Origin of the sequence: Amycolatopsis sp. cg9 (assembly GCF_041346945.1) — a bacterium.
Classification (GTDB): Bacteria; Actinomycetota; Actinomycetes; order Mycobacteriales; family Pseudonocardiaceae; genus Amycolatopsis.
On the sequence record NZ_CP166850.1, the window covers coordinates 9,467,792 to 9,486,114 of the forward strand.

16 protein-coding genes are annotated in these 18,323 nt (G+C 65.8%); 9 read left to right on the forward strand and 7 right to left on the reverse strand.

What is annotated here, in order from left to right; translation table 11 throughout:
• Window positions 1-11 precede the first annotated feature (11 nt).
• From AB5J73_RS43425 to AB5J73_RS43440, 4 genes are all read right to left on the reverse strand, one after another.
• Window positions 12-1,340 (reverse strand): cytosine permease, encoded by a 1,329-nt coding sequence (locus tag AB5J73_RS43425; RefSeq protein WP_370965204.1) that lies wholly within the window; start codon window positions 1,338-1,340, stop codon window positions 12-14.
• 106 nt (window positions 1,341-1,446) lie between these two features.
• Complete coding sequence (locus AB5J73_RS43430) at window positions 1,447-2,310, reverse strand: SDR family NAD(P)-dependent oxidoreductase (RefSeq protein ID WP_370965205.1); 864 nt, start codon at window positions 2,308-2,310, stop codon at window positions 1,447-1,449.
• An 85-nt stretch (window positions 2,311-2,395) separates the two neighbouring features.
• Window positions 2,396-2,764 (reverse strand): DUF742 domain-containing protein, encoded by a 369-nt coding sequence (locus AB5J73_RS43435; protein ID WP_370965206.1) that lies wholly within the window; start codon window positions 2,762-2,764, stop codon window positions 2,396-2,398.
• Between the two features lie 102 nt (window positions 2,765-2,866).
• The gene (locus tag AB5J73_RS43440; RefSeq protein WP_370965208.1) at window positions 2,867-3,889 is read right to left on the reverse strand and encodes a LacI family DNA-binding transcriptional regulator; all 1,023 of its coding nucleotides are present in this window, start codon (window positions 3,887-3,889) and stop codon (window positions 2,867-2,869) included.
• A 130-nt stretch (window positions 3,890-4,019) separates the two neighbouring features.
• Here AB5J73_RS43440 and AB5J73_RS43445 point away from each other — a divergent pair, with 130 nt between their 5' ends.
• Complete coding sequence (locus tag AB5J73_RS43445; RefSeq protein ID WP_370965210.1) at window positions 4,020-5,306, forward strand: ABC transporter substrate-binding protein; 1,287 nt, start codon at window positions 4,020-4,022, stop codon at window positions 5,304-5,306.
• On the opposite strand, the gene AB5J73_RS43450 is transcribed toward AB5J73_RS43445, so the two are convergent.
• Window positions 5,296-5,985, reverse strand: coding sequence for a TetR/AcrR family transcriptional regulator (locus AB5J73_RS43450; protein ID WP_370965212.1), 690 nt, complete (start codon window positions 5,983-5,985; stop codon window positions 5,296-5,298). The two genes, AB5J73_RS43445 and AB5J73_RS43450, sit on opposite strands and share 11 nt — an antisense overlap.
• 66 nt (window positions 5,986-6,051) lie before the next feature.
• Here AB5J73_RS43450 and AB5J73_RS43455 point away from each other — a divergent pair, with 66 nt between their 5' ends.
• Entirely contained in the window at window positions 6,052-7,161 is a 1,110-nt protein-coding gene (locus AB5J73_RS43455) for an FAD-dependent oxidoreductase (protein WP_370965214.1), read from the forward strand.
• A 1,045-nt stretch (window positions 7,162-8,206) separates the two neighbouring features.
• On the forward strand, window positions 8,207-11,449 hold the full coding sequence (locus AB5J73_RS43460) for a hypothetical protein (protein WP_370965216.1): 3,243 nt from the start codon (window positions 8,207-8,209) through the stop codon (window positions 11,447-11,449).
• A gap of 8 nt (window positions 11,450-11,457) precedes the next feature.
• Here the strand turns inward: AB5J73_RS43460 and AB5J73_RS43465 are convergent, their stop codons facing one another.
• A complete protein-coding gene (locus AB5J73_RS43465; RefSeq protein WP_370965218.1) occupies window positions 11,458-11,925 on the reverse strand; it encodes an NUDIX hydrolase in 468 nt (155 codons plus the stop codon).
• A gap of 8 nt (window positions 11,926-11,933) precedes the next feature.
• Complete coding sequence (locus tag AB5J73_RS43470) at window positions 11,934-12,677, reverse strand: helix-turn-helix domain-containing protein (protein WP_285993145.1); 744 nt, start codon at window positions 12,675-12,677, stop codon at window positions 11,934-11,936.
• A 245-nt stretch (window positions 12,678-12,922) separates the two neighbouring features.
• On the opposite strand from AB5J73_RS43470, the gene AB5J73_RS43475 reads away from it, so the two are divergent.
• The 6 genes from AB5J73_RS43475 to AB5J73_RS43500 all read left to right on the forward strand — a co-directional run bounded on the left by AB5J73_RS43475 (window position 12,923) and on the right by AB5J73_RS43500 (window position 18,318).
• Window positions 12,923-13,150, forward strand: coding sequence for a hypothetical protein (locus AB5J73_RS43475; protein WP_285993146.1), 228 nt, complete (start codon window positions 12,923-12,925; stop codon window positions 13,148-13,150).
• Window positions 13,151-13,174: 24 nt separating this feature from the next.
• Entirely contained in the window at window positions 13,175-13,630 is a 456-nt protein-coding gene (locus AB5J73_RS43480; protein ID WP_285993147.1) for a hypothetical protein, read from the forward strand.
• Between the two features lie 547 nt (window positions 13,631-14,177).
• Window positions 14,178-14,450: an AMED_5909 family protein gene (locus AB5J73_RS43485; RefSeq protein WP_285993148.1), complete on the forward strand. Its 273-nt coding sequence runs from the start codon at window positions 14,178-14,180 to the stop codon at window positions 14,448-14,450.
• Window positions 14,447-14,767, forward strand: coding sequence for a helix-turn-helix domain-containing protein (locus tag AB5J73_RS43490; RefSeq protein WP_370965221.1), 321 nt, complete (start codon window positions 14,447-14,449; stop codon window positions 14,765-14,767). Before AB5J73_RS43485 ends, AB5J73_RS43490 begins: the two co-directional genes overlap by 4 nt.
• Before the next feature lie 321 nt (window positions 14,768-15,088).
• Window positions 15,089-16,678, forward strand: coding sequence for an FtsK/SpoIIIE domain-containing protein (locus AB5J73_RS43495; protein WP_285993150.1), 1,590 nt, complete (start codon window positions 15,089-15,091; stop codon window positions 16,676-16,678).
• Window positions 16,675-18,318 (forward strand): replication initiator, encoded by a 1,644-nt coding sequence (locus AB5J73_RS43500; RefSeq protein WP_370965223.1) that lies wholly within the window; start codon window positions 16,675-16,677, stop codon window positions 18,316-18,318. Before AB5J73_RS43495 ends, AB5J73_RS43500 begins: the two co-directional genes overlap by 4 nt.
• Window positions 18,319-18,323 lie beyond the last annotated feature (5 nt).

The following is an 18,323-nucleotide window of genomic DNA, read 5'->3' on the forward strand; positions in this document are numbered from 1 at the left end:
AAGATTTCTCCTTAAGCAGACTGGACGGCGGGAGCGGCCTCGGCGGTCCGGCTGCTGCCGATCCCCCGCACGAGCCCGAGCTTCCCGGCGACGACGTACAGGACGAAGGCCACGACGAGCGAGTTGATGCTCGGCAGGCCCCAGTCGACGAACTCGCCGAACAACGCGGCGGCGATCCAGACGACGATGGTGGCGGGCACCCACACCGGGGCGTCTTCGGGAACCGTGCCGCGGGCGCGGGCGGATTCCAGGTCCCCGCGCCACTTCTTCACGACGAAGTATTCGGCGACCATGATCCCGGCGATCGGCGGGAACGCGACGCCCAGCACGGTGAGGAAGTCGGTGAACTTGGCGAGGATCCCCGCCGCGGCGAGCAGGCTGCCCGCGACGCCGAGCACGGCCGTGACCAGGCCGCGGTGGGCCTTGCGCCCGGACACCGTGCCGATGAAGTTCACGACCCCGAGCCCCGACGAGTACAGGTTCCAGTCGTTGATCTTCATCGTGCCGGCGATGACGATGAGGAGCCCGACCCAGCCGACCGACGAGGTCACGATGGTGGTGATCCCGGCGCTGCCGACGGCGTGCGCGAGCAGGACGCCGGACAGGCCGATGACGTACTCGCCGAGGGTGATCCCGACGAGCGTCTGCTTGACGACGTCACCGGTGGTGCGGTTGAAGCGGGTCATGTCCGGGGTGATGACGGCGCCGACGATGAAGCCGCCCGCCACCAGCGTGGTGCCCTGCAGCAGGCTCAGCGACGGGCCCGGCGGGGCCGACGAGACGAGCGTGCCCAGGTCGTGGCGGGTCAGCTCGGAGACGACCGACCAGCCGACGAGGATCAGGAACGCCGGCACGGTCAGGTACGCCGTCCAGGCCATGGAGTGGAAGCCGCGCACGACGATCGCGGTGACGAGCAGGCCGAACAGCAGCGCCCAGCCCCACTCCGGGAGGCCGCCGATGAGCGCGACGAGCCCCTGCGCGGATACTGCCGACTGGATACCGAACCAGCCGATGAGGCTGATCCCGATGGCGAGCCCGATGAGCGCCGAGCCGCCGCGGCCGAAGCCGGTCCAGCGGGCGATCATGGACGTCGAGAGGCCCTCGCGGACGCCGATGACGCCGACGAGGATGGTGATGAGCTCCAGGATGACCGAGCCGAGCGTGAAGGCCAGTACCGCGTTCCAGAAGCTCATCCCGAAGCCGACGGTGGCTCCGAGCAGGAACTGGGACAGGGCGGACACCTGGCCGAACCGCTGGACGGCGACCGACCACCACGAGTACCGGGCGTGGTCCGGCACTCTGGTGAGGGCATAGTCATCGACACCGACTGATGAGGCCACGCCGACCTCCTATTCCGGGCGGGGGAAACGGTTCCCCGCACCGTAAGCAGCGGTCCCGGCGACGTCACCGTGCGATGCGCACAGTCCGAGCGTCGGCGCTGTGCACTCAGGCCAGCGGGTCAACTCCGGTCAGCGTGACACTTTCCGCCCAGAGCCGCCCGGCGGCCGCGTCGTCGGTGAGGTTCGCCCAGCGCTCCTCGAGCTTCGGCCGGCCGCGGAGGCCGAACACCCGCGGGCCCCAGAGCTGCCCGCCGGCGACGTCCGGGCCGAGCACCGCGCGGACGGCGGGCCGCGCACCGGCGTCCTTGCCCTGCAGCAGCACCCCGGCCGGTCGCCCGCCCAGCCACTGACCGGCGGTGCGCGTGTGCACCGGCGGCCGCGACGGCGTCAGCGAGTCGAGCGCGCCGCCGGGGTGGGCGAGCACGCTGAGCCGTTTCGAGCCCGCTTCCCGCAGCCGCCGGTCGAGCTCGATCGCGAAGAGCATCTGGGCCAGCTTGGACCGCTCGTAGGCGCGCTTCGGCACGTAATCGCGTTCGCTCTGCAGGTCGGCGAAGTCGAGCTTCGCCGACTTCGCCGCGAAGCTGCCGGTGGTGACGATGCGCGCGTCCGGCGCCAGCGCCGGCATCAGCCGGGCGATCAGCGCGAAGTGGCCGAGGTGGTTGGTGCCGAACATCAGCTCGTGGCCGGCGGTGGTCTCGCGGCGGGGCGGGTGGTCGAGCAGGACTCCGGCGTTGGCGACCACTGCGTCCAGCTCGCCGGGGTCGGCGGTGGCGACCTGGGCCAGGTCGGCGAGGTCCAGCCGGAGGTGCGTGACGCGCGCCCCGGCGACGTGCGAGCGGATCGACGCGATCGCGGCCGCCGCCTTCGCCGGGTCACGGCTGCCGAGCACGACTTCCGCCCCGGCCGAGGCCAGCTGTTCGGCGGCGAAGTACCCGATCCCCGCGTTGCCGCCGGTCACCAGCACCCGCATCGACGTCCCCTCCCCGTGCCCCGCCGTCCTCGCGGACAACGCTACCGGGCCGGCGGGAGTTCATCCCGGGGGAAGCGGAAAGCGCTTACAGCCGGCTCAGACCGTGGAGGATGCGCTCCATCATCTCGAGGCTCGGGCGGTTCCCCGCCCCCTTCCGCGCGGTGTGCACAGCGACGATCCCCCGGTCCGCCAGATCCGACAGCAGGACCCGCGCCACCCCCAGCGGGATCCGGCGCCGGGCGGCGACTTCCGCGACCGACTGCGAGGTCCGGAGCAGCGCGCAGATCTCCGACTCTTCCCGTGAGCTCCCCCGCACCACCGCCCGCCCCCGCTGGGTGATCGAGACCAGCGTCTCGACCGGCAGGTCACGGGTCGGGCGGGTGCGGCCATGGGTGCGGAAGTACGGACGGACCATCCCCGCTCCGCCTTCTTCGAGCACGGACCCCCAGTGCACAGCCAGCTCCTCACGGCGATTAATCCTTGTCGGCGATTATTTGACCCGGTGATCGACTCGGCCGCAATCGACCGGACGGAGTAGCGCCGGAAAAACCGCTGATCAACGCCGTGGCGGCGGCGCAGTACTACCCCGAAGGACCAGGTGCGTCCCGGCAATCGCGGGCGATGCCGCGATTTTTCCGCCGGACAACCGCGCCAGCAGGAGGCGGCCGGCCCGCTCCCCGAGCTCGGTCACCGGCTGCGCCACCGTGCTCAGATCGAGCAGGTCGGCGAGGTCGTGGTCGTCGAAACCGACCACCGAGACGTCCCCCGGCACCCGCAGCCCGGCCCGGCGCAGCGTCCGCAGCGCCCCGAACGCCATCTCGTCGGACGCGGCGAACACCGCGGTCGGCCGGCGGGGCAGCCCCAGCAGCGTGCCCATCGCCCGCTCCCCGCCCGAGACGGTGAAGCCGCCGCCGGTCTCGAACGCCGGGTCCGGCTCGCGACCGTCCGCCCGGCACACGGCGTGGTAGACCTCGCGATAGGCCGCGAGCCGCCGCAACGGCGTCGGGAAGCCGAGCGGGATCGGGTCGTTCTCGCCGATGAACGCGATTTCGCGGTGCCCGAGCTGGACCAGGTGCCGCATCGCGGCCACTGCCGCAGCGTGATCGTCGATGCCGACCGAGTCCGCGCCGGGCTCCTCGGTGCCGACCGTGACGAGCGGGGCACCGAGCCCCAGCAGCAGCTCGCGTTCGGCCGCCGCGAGGGGCAGGGAGAGCACGAGCACGGCGTCGACCCGGCGGCGCAGCGGCAGGTCGGCGAAGAACCGCGCGCGGCCCGCGTCGTCCCCGAGGTTGTAGAGCAGCAGGCTGGTCCCGGCCTCGCGCAGCACCCGCTCGACGCCGGAGATGAGCCGCGAGAAGTACCAGCGGTCGACGTAGGGGACGATCACGCCGACCGTCCCGGTCCGGCCGGTGGCCAGGCTCGACGCCGCGGGCGAGATCGCGTAGCCGAGCTGCGCGGCGGCCGCCAGCACCCGGGACCGCGTGCGCTCGGCGACGCCCGGCACCCCGCGCAGCGCCCGCGACACGGTGGCCGCCGAAACGCCGGCGACCCTGGCGACGTCGTCGAGCTTCTCCGGCATTCCCCGCCCCCGTCCGCTGCAAGCGCTTGCAACCATCCGTGTTGCCGGCATTGACACCAGCCTTGATCAAGGCTAATCATCGATGCAAGCGCTTGCAATCGTGCGCCGCCCGTGCGGCAAGGAGGCCGACATGCGCCAGCTCCTCCCCCTCGCCGGTGCGGCCGTGCTGGCGAGCACCGCGCTCGTCGCGTGCTCCTCCGCCGCGGGCCTGACGATCAACCTGTACATCTCGCCGGAGGACCACCTGCAGACGGTGGTCGACCGCTGCACCGCGGCCGCCGGCGGCAAGTACAAGATCGTCTACAACAAACTTCCGCGCGGCGCGGACGGCCAGCGCGAGCAGATGGTCCGCCGGCTCGCCGCCGGCGACTCGTCCCTGGACGTGCTCGGCCTCGACGTCACGTGGGTGCCGGAGTTCGCCGAAGCGGGCTGGGCCGAGGAATGGACCGGCGCGAACGCGGCCGCGGCCACCCAGGACGTGCTGCCCGGCCCGCTGGCCACGGCGAAGTGGAACGGGAAGCTCTACGGCGCCACGAAGAACACCAACGTCCAGCTGCTCTGGTACGACGACCGGATCACGCCGTCGCCGCCGAAGACGTTCGACGAGCTGATGACGCAGGCGGACCGGCTGAAGGCGGCCGGGAAGCCGTACCAGGTGCTGTTCACCGGCGCGCAGTACGAGGGGCTGGTCGTCTTCTACAACACGCTGGTCGCGTCGGCGGGCGGGCACATCCTGTCCGACGACGGCCGCTCGGTCGTGATGGACGACGGCGCGGTGCGGGCGCTGGAGCTCCTCAAGCGGCTCACCACGGCGGGGATCACCGACCCGTCGCTGACGAACCAGAAGGAGGACGACATCCGCCAGGCGTTCCAGCGCGGCCAGGCGGCGACCGAGCTGAACTGGCCGTTCGTCTACGCCTCCTACGCCAAGGAAAAGCCGCAAGAGCTGGCCCACTTCAAGTGGACGCGCTACCCGTCGGTGACCGCGGGGCAGCCGAGCCGGGTGACCATCGGCGGCTTCAACCTCGCGGTCAGCACGTACTCCGAGCACAAGCCGGAGGCGTTCGAAGCGGCGCTGTGCCTGCGGAACGCGGCGAGCCAGAAGTACCAGGCGCTGGTCGACGGGATCCCGCCGAGCATCTCGACTATCTACCGCGACGCCGGTCCGCTCGACCCGGCGAAACCGGCCGACGCCAAGGAAAACCCGACGATGGCCGACCAGTACCCGATGAAGGACGACATCCAGGCGGCCTTGACGGACGCGGCGGTCCGCCCGCTCACCCCCGCGTACCAGAACCTGTCGACGGTGATGTCGAAGGTCCTGTCACCGCCGGCGGAGATCGACGTCCGGGCCACAGCTCAGGAATTGCGCGAACGCCTGGCCGACGCCCTGGCTTCGCGGGGCATCATTCCGTAGCCCGCGCCAGGCGCGCCGCGATGCCGTCGAGGACGAAGTCGAGGCCCATCCGGAAGGTCTCGTCGGCGTCCAGGTGGACGGCGTCGCGGATGACCGTGGCGAGCGCGGGGAACCGGCCGGTGGCGAAGGTCCGCTCCAGGTACGGCCCGTAGGCCCGCTGCCACTGCTCCTTGTCCAGCCCGGAGGCGCGCTCGGCCCGGCGCTCGGCGGTCTCCCGCCGCACCGCGCCGATCACGTACGCGTCGACCGCGGAGACCACCGGCATGACGTCGTCCACGTCGACGCCGTCCATCGCGGCCACCACCGCCTCCCCCCTGGCCAGCGCGTTCGGCCCGAGCGACGGCCGCCCGCCGATCAGGTCGGCGAACCATTCGTGCCGCCGCACGGCCTGCCGGGTGCTTTCGGCCAGCGAGCACAAGACCTCCCGCCAGCCGTCCCCGGTGGGCCGGATCCCGGCGTGGACCGCGTCGGCCATCAGGTCGAGCAGCTCCTCCTTGGTGGCGATGTAGCCGTACAGCCGCATCGGCCCGACGTCCAGCGCCGCGGCGACCTTGCGCAACGACACCGCCGCCAGGCCGTCCGCGTCGGCCAGCCGGACCGCGGCCTGGACGATCAACTCCCTGCTCAGCGGGGCCGGCACCGGCCGTTCCGGCGGCTCCGGCCGCTCCCACACCACCATGCCGCGGACAATACAACGCCCACTGCGATACAGTGTATCGATCGATACGGTGAATCGGAGGACGCCATGGACATCGCCATCGTCGGAGCCGGCCTGGGCGGCTTGGCCCTGGCCCGGGTGCTGCACGTCAACGGGATCGACGCCGTCGTGTACGAGCGGGAGTCCTCGCGCGAAGCCCGCGGCCAGGGCGGCATGCTGGACATCCATTCCGGGCAGCAGGCACTGCGCGAAGCCGGCCTGATCGACCGGTTCTTCGAGATCGCCCGCGGCGAAGGCCAGGACATGCGCCTCCTCGAACCGGACGGCACCCTGCTGCTCCAGGAGGACACGCCCGACGACGCGCCGATGTTGCGCCCCGAGGTCGACCGCGCCGACCTGCGCGACCTGCTGCTGGACTCCCTCCCCGAGGGCACCGTGCGCTGGGGCCACGCGTTCGCGTCGGCGAGCGACGGCGTCCTGCACTTCGCGAACGGCACCACGGCGACGTACGACCTGCTGGTCGGCGCGGACGGCGCGCAGTCCCGCGTCCGCTCCCTGCTCACCGACGCCCGCCCGGTCCACATCGGCCAGAACATCGTCGAGGTCGGCATCCCCGACATCGACCACACCCACCCGGACCTCGCGGCCATGGTCGGCCGCGGCAACTACTGGGTGTTCGGCAAGGGAATTTCCCTGGCGGCCCAGCGCAACGGCGACGGCCGCGTCCGCATCGGCCTCAGCTTCTACAACACCGGCGAGGACTGGTTCACCACCACCGAAATCCCGTTCGACGACCCGGCCGCCGCCCGCGCCCGCCTGATCGACCTCCTGCCCGGCTGGGACCCCGGCATCACAGCCCTGATCGAGGCCTGCGACGACACGGTCATCCCCCGCGCGATCACCACCCTCCCGACCGGCCTCACGTGGCCACCGAAGCCGGACGTCACACTGGTCGGCGACGCGGCACACCTGATGCCCCCGGTGGGCGAGGGCGCGAACATGGCCTTGCTCGACGGCGCTGTGCTGGGTCTCGCGCTGGCGTCACATCCGGAGGACTTCCCTTCGGCGGTGGCGGAGTACGAGCGGGAGATGTACGAGCGGACGGGGACTGCCGCGCGGATGTCGGCGAAGATGCAGGAACTGCTGATGTCACCGGATGCGAGCCGCCGGCTGCTCGAGTTCTTCCAGCCGAATTGAGGCTCAGAGGCGGATGGGCTTCTTGTTCATGAACTATCCAGGCGGTCAGTGGGCCTGGGGACGTTCTCGGGCACACCGCCTCTGACCTGCTCTTTTGCGTCTGTTGGGTCCGGTCGCGTCCGGCCCTGTCTGGACGTCTGACGGCCTGTAGACGGCCTGGCTCCTCGCTGCCCCTGTGCCCGTCTGGCCTGGTGGCAGCCCTGCCCCATCTTCCTCGTCCCCGCTGCTGTTAGCGCCGGAGGGCCGGTGTCAAGGGTGGGCGCTTGCGTCCATCGCGCAGCGACGCCGTAGGCGCCCTTGATGGCGGCCGGCCGGTGTTAAACGATCGCCGACGAGGGAGCGGTCACCCGATCGTGCCCCTGTTCGGCGTAACACTGATCGACTCGCCGACGTCTCTGGGCGTATGAGGACGAGTGGATCAACCAGCTCGCGGCGGCGCGCGTACGCAGCCGGCCTTCCGGCGGGCCGCCCGGCGACCGGCGGCCGGAGCGGAGCGGCAGGCCGTCCGTGTCGCATGAGGGCGAGCCCGCCGCACGGGTGGTGACGTGCGCGCCGCCGTCGGCGGCGCGCCTTGATCCCATAGAGCTAGATTCGGCAGTAGGCGGCATCGGTAATCGACGAACACAGACAGCGGAATGGAGATGCGCCGGTGAGCACAGGCTTAAAGGACTCGATGCCTTGGTCAGGGGTAGACGGACCGTCGCTGGCAAGGGCTGCTGCCGCCCTTCAGCTGATCCCAAGAAACATCGCCTGCATACTTCGTCTTCAGCGACTAGCCGCGATTGGCGCCTCTCTACCGATCCGAGAAACCGCGCACAGATTGTCGCCAACTAGACTTAAGAGTATCATAAAAGATCCGCTCATTAGCGCCTCCAATATCATTTCACAAGAGGATCCTTACGACGACATATATTCCGTCGAGATGCCATTCTTTGGCGGACCAAAGATGGTATTACAAGGTCTCAGCACGCGCTCAGCGCACTCGTTGTCATTGTTTCTATGCGCACTACGGGATCATGAAGAAGAATTTCCAGAAGACTACTTCATGGATTCCATCGTTGCCGCCACCGCCGTGTTGACCATAAGTGACGCTATCTGCTCGAAAGCGGGCATCAAGCGCGGCACGCCTCCACCCGAATTATCCGCGCGCGCCCCAGTTTATGTCCCCAGTGCAGCAGGTCTTGAACCACTTCTTCACGCAGTATCATTCAGCAATGAAGAACTATCTAGCACGCTACAAAACAGCGATCTCATCGCTTCGCTCCAGAGGTTTTCCGTACGCGCCGGATTCCATGATCTAAATCTAGGAATCGACACAGATAACACGTTTGTGATCACGCCAATTGTGGAAACAGACGATGAATTGATCATCGCAAACCCTGGAGAACTTGCCGCATCTCTGCGTCATCACCTAATCAAGTCAGCAATAGAGCACGGCTGCCTTGAGGTTCTCCGAGACGCTTTTCACTCTGAGGTTGTGGCCCAAGTTGACAGTTTATTCAAACTCATGGGCACAACTCGCATTGCGACAGATGAGCAGGAAGAAGGATTTATTCGTCGCAGATATAAACTCCTGGAGGATAAGTATGTAGACGTCGCAATCGTTATCGACAACCTAGGCGAATACGACGTCGCAGACCCGTTCGGCAGATGGCGCACTGACGATTTAAGTGTCAGAGTTCAGGACAGTATAGACCCCGCAAGGAATCCTACCGAAGATGACCATAAGACACTTCGGATAGTTATTCTCGAAGGCATCGGCCGACATGTGTTCTTTGGATATGAGAAACCTAGGCTTCCAGGCCCATTTACGACACTATCACTAGATGAGCTGCAAGTTATGGCAGAACTTGACGGCTCAGATCCGCTTTTCCTGTGGAAGTTTGCTCAGGCAGATTCCGATCTTCATGACAGAACTACAGTTCAATCATTCAGCACACTTGACAACTATGCGATATACCGCGATGCAAACCACAGTTACTACGTTGGCGATGATCGACCCCCTACGTTCTTCTCAATCGTAAACGGAAGCGGCACTGCTCTCCGAGTCGAAGCTCAAAAGCGCATAGACTCACATGAAGTTCTTGGCCCCGACGGCCAGCGGTACATTGAGGTCATTTCACTATGGGGAACCGATGTAGCTCCTATCTACTTCGTACATCCGCGACACAGGCGGCGAGGCCTTTTTCTAGAGTTGGCGAATTCGGAAGTCTGGATCGCAGGAAACAACCACTACAGTGGGGTCGTCGAAGATTTCTTTGAAAGCCTCATAACCGCCCTATCGTTTTGGTTATGGCAGATGTTCGAATCCAAATCGGTAGCGTTCATTGACTCGGTCGGCGAAAATCGGCAGATTTTCATAATGATCGAGATAGATGATCCAGAAAAGCTGGGGCAAGTCCTTGCAGGCGAGAGCGATGGAACTAGCGAGGATAGATCCTGGATTCGAGTTGTCGATGCTCAAGAAGGAAAAGTAAAGCTCGAAATACTATCGGATCTGTTCCGCGTCGATAGCTCTGACACCAACAGTGAGAAGTTCCTCGTTAAAGCCTTACTAGACGGGCTCAAGTTACACGTCGTAGATGGTGATCCAACTGACTTTGTCAATAGACTGTGTTCGCCGCCCCAGAAGAAGATGATGCGGACTGTCCCCCTTAACGATGTCAGGCGGTACCCCTCAGAGTCTTTCCCTCCGCGGCTTGTCCAAGAATACGATACCTCGGTCGCCATGGATGAACTAGCACACTGGTTATCCGAGCAGCAATATGACATTGGCCCTATTGCCTCTGAGAAACGCGTGGAGACCCTTGGCAAGGTCGTTGAATTCTATTTTGGCAAAGTTGTCGCATTGACCGCAGAGCTATCAGGGCGAGAAGCGCTGCAGAAGCTCCTCTCATTCCACGAGAGCCTGATCAACCAGTCCGCCGCGGTTACGGCCGATCTTCCCTATCAGATCGCGTGCTTCGGTGAATCAAGCATCAAATCCGAAGAGCTGGCTAAAAGGCGAAACAAGCTTACAGAATCGACAATTGCCATACGATTCCTCATCGAGTATGTTGCCGCAACCCAGCCAAAGGGAAATCTCGATCTGACCCTATCCAGGTTTGACCAATTGATGGCCATATCCGCCGAGCTGATCGCACGAGCATCACTATCAGACGCCATTTACCATGGTTTCGCCGAAAACGACCTTTCTATCTTACCCTCAGGCCGGCTAGGCGTGTCACGCGGAGACAGATTCGAGGCCGGAACGACCGCGCTAAGCAAGGCTATGGCCGAAGCCGCGAGAAGGATAGCCATCTCACCGCCCGGCACCGTGGGCACTCGTACACCTTCTACGGACTCCTTGGACGCGATCGACACAGCCATGCGTGCCGAGTTCGGATTCACACATTCGGATATCTCTGATGTTTTCGATGAACTCATCAACATCAGCATTGATGCAGGAGTTGGCACCGCCACATCCCTCCCCATGGAGGAAGTGATCGAACTAATGAATGAAAGGCTCGATTGGAATAGAAGCAAGTCCATTCATTTCTTCGGTCAGCTTGGCCTGAAGGCGCGCAAGAAATTTCTATCGGTTGGGTCAGATGCATGGCCTTGGCGCTACAATCGGGAATGGTCGTACCTCAGGAGACCATTTATTCTATTCAATCGAGACGATGGTAGCCACGACCTCTACTGGGGCGCCAGACACCTGATCGACTCGGCGGAATACTGGACTGGTTTGATCCGGACCGGGCGCGTGCGCGCGAAAAGCAAAGAGATGAAGATCTTGATGGGATCGATTCGCCAAGGTCAAAATCAGCAGTTTGAGACCGAGGTATCAGTGGCATTCGAGAATTCTGGTTGCACACCGGTACGCAGAGGCGTCACCAAGGTCGGCTCTAAGCGCATAACGTCAAAATCGGGTGAGGACCTGGGTGACATCGATGTCCTAGCATTCGACAAGAAGAAGCGAATTATTTTTGCAGTTGAAGCAAAGGATTTCGAGATCGCCCGCAATGCGACGGAGCTAGCAAATGAAGCCGACGATCTCGTTCGTGGTGAGAAAAGTGCCCTCAAGAAGCATCAGCGCCGGTCAGCCTGGCTGCAGGAGCACGTATCCCTAGTGCTTTCAACCTTTGGCCTCGCAGGAACAGGCTGGAAGATCGTGCCTCTGATAGTTACGAGCCGCGACCTAATAACACCGCGCGTGCTGGAAACTCCAGTTCCGATCGTCAATTTTGACTCATTGGAGGCCTGGATTCGCAACTTCAAGCCCGAGCGGAGGAAGGTCAAACGATAGCTAACACCTCATGTGAAGTAGACGTGGTCCGCACTTAATCCGTGGTCGATCCTCTTTCGAATGGATGAATGTACGGATAGAGTGTCCACTTTGTTGTGTTCTATCCAGAGAACTTCATTGCTTTCGACGCTCGTCCGGAGTGCACCACCTATAGCCCGGGCGCGGAAGCAGATAGAGAACTCTTGTCGAACCTCGCCGTCGTCGTAAGCTATGACGTGACTAGGATCGGAATATAGGCCGATCACACCCGTAATCTCGCAGTCGACGCCAGTCTCCTCGCAAACCTCGCGTACGGCAGCTTGAGCCAAGGTTTCGCCGAGTTCTAACTGGCCGCCAGGGATCGAGTACAGGTCGTTGTCCGTGCGCCTGATCATCAAGATCCGGCCATCATCGTCTTGGATGAACGCTGAGACGGCCACCGCAATGCTATTTGCCTTGGGCGCGTTCGGGTCGTTGTAGTAGTCGACTCGGGTCATGCTGCCTCCTAGAAGGTGGCTGGTTTGGCAAGGTTCCAGACTGACTCGAAGCTCTCCGAGTACGTCTCGAAGAGGTCCCCGGCGGAGAGCCGCCGCAAGTGGAGGGATGGGGCATGGGCCCCCTGGAACCCGTACACGTGCGTATTGATGATCATCTCGTCGTCGAACCGGAAGATCGAGTTGTACAGCGTCGTGTTGTGGAACCGCATCTCGATGCCTTCCACCCCGATCAGTGGCCGGTAGAACGCAAGGGCGTTGCGGATACGCGCCGGAAGCGTCCCGTCGCCAAGCTGCTCCTCCTCGCCGCGTAGCGCGACGCTGTCACCCTCCGGGTCACCAAAGGCCAGGCGGATCTTCGCGCCGGCCGCAGCCTTGGCCGTCAGGTCCTTGATGAAGCGCGGGCGCTCGACCAGGAACAGCGCGGCGTGCACCAGGACCTCAACTGTCTCCGACGCCTCCTTGATCAGCCGATCCCACAGCTCGACCGGGATGGCGTTACGGTGCGGGAAGACCCGCACGACTTCGGCGGCCGCCGTCTCGGCCTTGCGCTCCGGTGCGACCGAGTCCGGCCACAAGTACGTCTCTGACTCGCGCGCCATCGCCGCGATCTTGTGCCGGTGCTTCGGGTACGGCAGGCGCCCCTTGGTGATCCAGCGTTCAACGGTCTTCTGGTCGACGCCGACGGCCTTGGCGACCTGTTCCAAGGTCAGGCCGTTGCGCAGCAGCGCGTCACGCAGGCGTTCGTTCGGCATCAGCACCCCTTGGGACTTTTAGGGACGTCTTCGACCGTACCAGGGACGTCCCGAGATGTCCCGCCACGTGGTGATCATGTCCCGCCTTTTGCCGGAGATTGGAGGGCAGATTGCCGGGGTCCGCCCGGCGGCGAGGAGAGGAAGGCAGGCATGACGACTCGAAGCGTGGGGTCCGTGCTCGACGGCCGGTCGCGTGATGCGGGAACACGGGCGCTCCGCCGACCTGCGGCGTAGGCGCGACCGGCATGCGTGACACGGTCCAGATCCACGTCACGGCAGATCTCCCCATCCGGGTCCGCGCGCTCACGTACGCGAACCGAGCCGAAATCCGGTTCGGCAAGGCGTTCCCGGTAGTCCTGCTCGTGGATTCGGACGCCATTGCGGTGCTGAGCAGGGAACTCGAAGCGGTACGGGCCGCACTGAACTCGACAACGACACGAGTCGACGACCAGGCACCAGAAGCGACTGACTGAGAACACATCCAGGGAGCTAGCGAAATGGCTATCGCCAAGGGCTACAGGTTCGAAATTGCGTTTGACCAGGCGTTCCCGCAGGGGCTCGTCATGGTCGGAGAGGTTACGGCAGATACGGAGTACCAATCTCGCGAGGACCGGACGGCAGGCCGCCCGGCTCGGCAGCGAGTGGACGAGGTGACAGGCAAGCGGCAGTGGAAGGCGACGGTGACCGACCCGGACGAGACGAAGGCGAAGCGGGCATCGTTCGAGATCACCTTGCTGGCGGACGTCCAGCCGGTCCCGGCCACCTCCGAAGCGCTGCCGGGCATGCGTCCGATTGAGCTGGAGGGGCTGACGGCTGAGCCGAAGGTGGCGGGCCAGGGCGAGTTCAAGTACCAGTCCTACGTCTTCCGCGCGACGGGCTTCAAGGCAGCCGGGAGCGGTTCGAAGTCGGCGCGCTCCGCCACGGCTGGCGAAGCTGCGACCAAGGCGGCGTGAGCGGGATGAACGCGTCCGGGCCGGTTCGCGACGCTGCGGCGTTCAGTGAGCTGGTCCGGGCGTGGGAATCGGCGTACCGCGACTACATGGCGGCGTGGGAGCACAGCACGCGGGTCTTCTCCCCCACGTCGTCGCTCAACACGTCGAATGCGGCGCGGCGGGTGTCGCGGGCGTGGCATGAGCTGGCGCGCTCGCGGGGTCTGCCGTGGTGGTGCGTTGCGGCGTTGGAGTCGGCGGCCGAGGGGTTCGCCGAGCTGGCACGGGATTGGGCGAGTAAGGCAGACGGTGATGGTGGTTCGGGTCGACGGGTTCGGCGTGACGTGGAGGGTCGAGTCTCGGGATTCGGTGACGGTGGAGGAGACCGGGCCGCATCCGGCCAGTCCCCCGATGCTGGTCGTGACCGGAGCGACGTCGGTGGTCTCTCTCACGGTCCCGCAGGACGTGGAGCAGTGGCCGGCCTGCGTGGCATTCCTTCGCCAGCTCCGCGACGGGGTGGACGATCTGGCGGCGCTGCTGACGGCTCGCGCGGCGGCACCAGTCGGGTCTGATGGAGACGGTGACGGTGGTCAAGGCGCATGACGAGGCCGTGACGCTGGCTGATGCCCGGGAGGCGGTGTTCGTACTACGTCCCGAGGTCGACGCGAAGACCTCGGAGTGGGTGGCGTTCCACCGTGCGAACGCCGCGATGTACGAGCGGGTCGCGGAAACCGATCGGCACCACCACTGGGAAGCGCTGTACTGGGTCGGCTACGAAATGCGTCAGGTCGAGAAGCTGACCAGAAAGCCCGAATGGCGGTCGGGTTTCGGAGAAGAGAGGTGACTAGCGAGGTAGACCCGGCAGTCGTCATCGAGCTGGTCAAGCGTTATTCCGGCGGTGAGACAATTGAGTCTCTGGTGGCAGAGTATCCGTTCAGCTACCGAAAGGTGCGGACCACACTGATCAATGCCGGAGTTACGCTTCGGCCACCGAAGATCCGCCTGCCGCCGACTCCGCCGGGTCTGGTCAACGCGTACGAGCACGGCCGTTCGATCCGGCAAGTCGCCGCCCTGTATGGCATGAGCTACAACCAAACTCGCAACATCCTGCTCGCCGAGGGGGTCCAGCTCCGCTCACGCGGGCAGCCCAAGCAAGTCTGAGAAGAACAGAAGATCGAGCATTCCGCACGTGGGGACGTGTGGCGAACAAACGCGTCCCCACGTGCCCGAAAGTGTCCCTTTTAAAACGCAGAACCGGCCCTTGGCTACCAACCTGTTCCGGTTCTGCGTCTGTCCACTGGAGAAGTGAACAATGCAAACGATAAATGATGACAACCAACGCCAGTCAACCGGGGTCACCCGGATGCGCTGCGCAGAATGCAAGAAGTTCGCGCGCCTACTGCCCGGGGAGACCAAGTGCGCCCCGTGCCTGGGCATGCTCCCGCTGGTGCTTCGCACGGCCGGTGTGCGGGGTGGTCGCTGATGGACGCGCACGGCGTGATGACGCTGATGGCGGTCGGCGGCGGCCTGGCCGTTCTGCTGTGGGCGTTGGCGAAGATCGGTCGTGCTCTGGCCGGGCTGGCGGAGATGCTGGCCGCGCTCGCGGTCGTCGGGATGGTGCTCTGGGGTCTGGCACGGGCGATCGGCTGGGTTGTTCGGCAACTGGTGACGCACTGGCGGACCTGCCTCACCCTCGTAGCGGCCTGGGCCTGGTGCCGGTGGCTTGGCGGGCTCTCGCTCCTGGTGACCCTCGCCGTGCTCGGCCTGGTGCAGCTCGTCTGGTGGCGGCTGGACGCGGTGAGCTATGACCAGTGGTGCGGGCGGTGGGTGCGCTCGTGGTGGCTGCGCTGGGCGCTCTACGGCCGGAAGCTGGCCGGCTGGCTGACCGCCTGCGGCCTGGTGGTCCGGGACGCCTCGGTGCCGGTCGACGTCACGGTGTCACTGGTCGGTCGTCGACGGGGCCGAAACACCGTCTCCCGCAATCAGGACCGGTCGGCCGGGGTCGCGGTGCCCACGTTGCTGTCGGTCCGGTCCGGGGCCTCGTGGGATGAGGTCCGGGTGCGACTGGTGCCGGGACAGAAGCCGGAGGACTTCGACGAGGGTGCCCGCGCGCTGGCGGTCGCCCGGAAGGTCACCCGCTGCCAGATCCGGGAACTCGAGCCCGACGTCGTGTCGATCGACTTCATGCGCCGGGACCTGCTCGCCTCACCGGTCGCGTGCTTGCCGGTGCCGGAGATGGTCTCCGTGGACGGCACGGGTGTGGACTTGCGGGCGGTGTTCGCCGGGTCGACCGAGTACGGCAAGCCCTGGCAGCTCCCCCTCGTCGGCACCGGCGCTCACACCCTGGTCGCCGGGGCCACCGGGTCGGGCAAGAACTCGGTGATGTGGTGCCCGCTGGTCGCGGCGGCCTCGGCGATCCGGGCCGGTCTGGTGCGGGTGTCCGGGATCGATCCGAAGGCGATGGAGCTGTCCTACGGGCGCGGAATCTTCGCCCGCTACGGCCAGAGCGGGCAGGAGGCTGTCCAGGTCCTTGACGCGCTCTTGGACGAGCTGGACAGGCGCAAGCGTGAGTTCGCCGGGCACACCCGGCAGGTCCCGATCTCCACCGACTACCCGGTGGAGCTGCTGGAGTTCGACGAGATCGGCGCGCTGACCAAGTACACCGACCGCAAGACCCGCGACGCCATCGTGGAGAAGGTCGCAATCCTGACCACCCAAGGCCGAGCGCTCGGCTTCACCGTCCGGGGCTACGTGCAGGAGCCGACCAAGGACACGGTGCCGGTGCGGGAGCTGCTGCCCCGGCGGATCGCGATGCGGCTGACCTCGAAGACGCAGGTCCCGATGGTCCTCGGCGACGGCGCGTACGAGCGTGGCGCGTGGGCCAATCGCATCCCGGAATCGGCAGCCGGGGTCGGCTACGTCTGGGGCGAAGGCATCCGCGAACCCCTGCGCGTGCGGGCCGGGTGGGTGCCCGATCACACGATCAAGCAACTGGAGCACTACGTCACCAACGGCGGCGCCCAGGTGATCAGCCTGGCCGATCGACGCACGGGCGAAGGGAGGTCGGCATGACCACCACCAGCGAAGACCCGCAGTCGCAGGCGGTGCCGGCCACCCCGGTCGAGCGAATCCGCGGTGCCCTCTCCGCCGACGTCGTCAAGGCCACGGCAGAGAAGCACGGCGTGTGTACCCGGCCGTTCACGATGGAGGTCGGCGACACCGAAACCGGCGAAGTCCGCTATGTCCCCGTCCCCTGCGGCTCCACGGTGGAGTCGGTGTGCCTGCCGTGCGCCCGGAAGGCGAAGGCGCTGCGGCAGGCCCAGTGCCGGGAAGGGTGGCACCTGACCGAAGAGCCGGTGATCACCCGCGAGAAGCCCTCGGAGACCCAAACCGAGCTGCTGACCTACCGGGCCGACCTGGCGGCGCACTACCGCGACGTGATGGCGGCCGGGGACGAGGCAGAGGCCGAAGAGCTGCGGGCAGAGGTCGCGGGCGTGGACGCGGAACTGCGGGCCTCGGGCATGACCGGCCGCCTGCCTGCTCTCGACGTCCCGGAGCGCAAGGCCGTGAAGCGGTCGACCAGGCGGCGGCAGGACGCGCCGAACCTGCCTCGGCGCAAGGTCGCGAAGACGACGGTAGGGCGGGAGTTCGCGGGGAAGTTCCGGCCGTCAATGTTCGTCACGCTGACCTGCGACACCTACGGCCGTGTCCGGCCAGACGGGTCACCGGTCGACCCGGCGTCGTATGACTATCGTCGGGCGGCTCGGGATGCGGTGCACTTCGCGGCGCTGGTGGATCGGTGGTGGCAGAACCTCCGCCGCGTCGTCGGATGGGACGTGCAGTACTTCGCCACAGTCGAGCCGCAGCGACGGGCGGCCCCGCATCTGCACACGGCGTTGCGGGGCGCGATCTCGCACGAAACCATCCGGCTCGTCACCGAAGCGACCTACCACCAGGTGTGGTGGCCTGCTCACGATGAACTGGTCTATACGGATCGAAACCCTTTGTGGGATCCCGATTCCCGTTCCTTTGTGGACCCGGAGACGCGGGAGCCGTTGACGGCGTGGGATGACGCGGTGGCTGCCGTGGAGGAACCGGCTCATGTCGTGCGGTTCGGCACGCAGGTGCACTCGAAGGGCATCCTCGGCGGGACGGAGGAGGCCGGGCGGCACATCGGCTACCTGACCAAGTACCTCACGAAGTCGACCGGTGAGGTCGTCGACGCGGATACGGCCGGCCAGCGAGATCACCACGACATGCTGCACGCCCACCTGGCCGTGACGCCGTGCTCGCCGCGCTGTGCGGTGTGGCTGCTGTACGGGATCAACCCGAAGGGAGCCAACGGAAAGACCGTCCCAGGCCACTGCAAGGGACGGGCGCATCGCCGTTCGACGCTCGGGCTTCCGGGGCGGCGGGTGCTGGTGTCGCGCAAGTGGTCCGGCAAGACGGTCGCCGACCACAAGGCCGACCGCCGGGGCTTCGTGCTTTCCGCACTGGCGGCGGTCGGGATCAGCAAGCCGGAACCGGCTCCGGATCGGTTCGTGTGGCGCAAAGTCGAGCCCGGCGACACCCATTGCCCACCGAGGGACCAGCTGGTCATGCGCGCGATCTCAGAGCGCATCGCGTGGCAGGCGGAGTACTCCAGGGCAATGCTCGCTGCTGCCGGGCCGCCCGTCCAATTTACTTCGGCAACTTCGTCTCTGGCGGCCTGAGGGGG

Excerpts from the sequence above, each read along its gene's own strand:
- AB5J73_RS43450 (WP_370965212.1), bottom strand. The coding sequence starts at position 5,985 with ATGGTGGTGTGGGAGCGGCCGGAGCCGCCGGAACGGCCGGTGCCGGCC.
- AB5J73_RS43465 (WP_370965218.1), bottom strand. The coding sequence starts at position 11,925 with ATGACCCGAGTCGACTACTACAACGACCCGAACGCGCCCAAGGCAAAT.
- AB5J73_RS43475 (WP_285993146.1), top strand. The coding sequence starts at position 12,923 with ATGCGTGACACGGTCCAGATCCACGTCACGGCAGATCTCCCCATCCGG.
- AB5J73_RS43460 (WP_370965216.1), top strand. The coding sequence starts at position 8,207 with ATGGATTCCATCGTTGCCGCCACCGCCGTGTTGACCATAAGTGACGCT.
- AB5J73_RS43480 (WP_285993147.1), top strand. The coding sequence starts at position 13,175 with ATGGCTATCGCCAAGGGCTACAGGTTCGAAATTGCGTTTGACCAGGCG.
- AB5J73_RS43445 (WP_370965210.1), top strand. The coding sequence starts at position 4,020 with ATGCGCCAGCTCCTCCCCCTCGCCGGTGCGGCCGTGCTGGCGAGCACC.
- AB5J73_RS43485 (WP_285993148.1), top strand. The coding sequence starts at position 14,178 with ATGGAGACGGTGACGGTGGTCAAGGCGCATGACGAGGCCGTGACGCTG.
- AB5J73_RS43470 (WP_285993145.1), bottom strand. The coding sequence starts at position 12,677 with ATGCCGAACGAACGCCTGCGTGACGCGCTGCTGCGCAACGGCCTGACC.
- AB5J73_RS43440 (WP_370965208.1), bottom strand. The coding sequence starts at position 3,889 with ATGCCGGAGAAGCTCGACGACGTCGCCAGGGTCGCCGGCGTTTCGGCG.
- AB5J73_RS43500 (WP_370965223.1), top strand. The coding sequence starts at position 16,675 with ATGACCACCACCAGCGAAGACCCGCAGTCGCAGGCGGTGCCGGCCACC.
- AB5J73_RS43495 (WP_285993150.1), top strand. The coding sequence starts at position 15,089 with ATGGACGCGCACGGCGTGATGACGCTGATGGCGGTCGGCGGCGGCCTG.
- AB5J73_RS43455 (WP_370965214.1), top strand. The coding sequence starts at position 6,052 with ATGGACATCGCCATCGTCGGAGCCGGCCTGGGCGGCTTGGCCCTGGCC.
- AB5J73_RS43430 (WP_370965205.1), bottom strand. The coding sequence starts at position 2,310 with ATGCGGGTGCTGGTGACCGGCGGCAACGCGGGGATCGGGTACTTCGCC.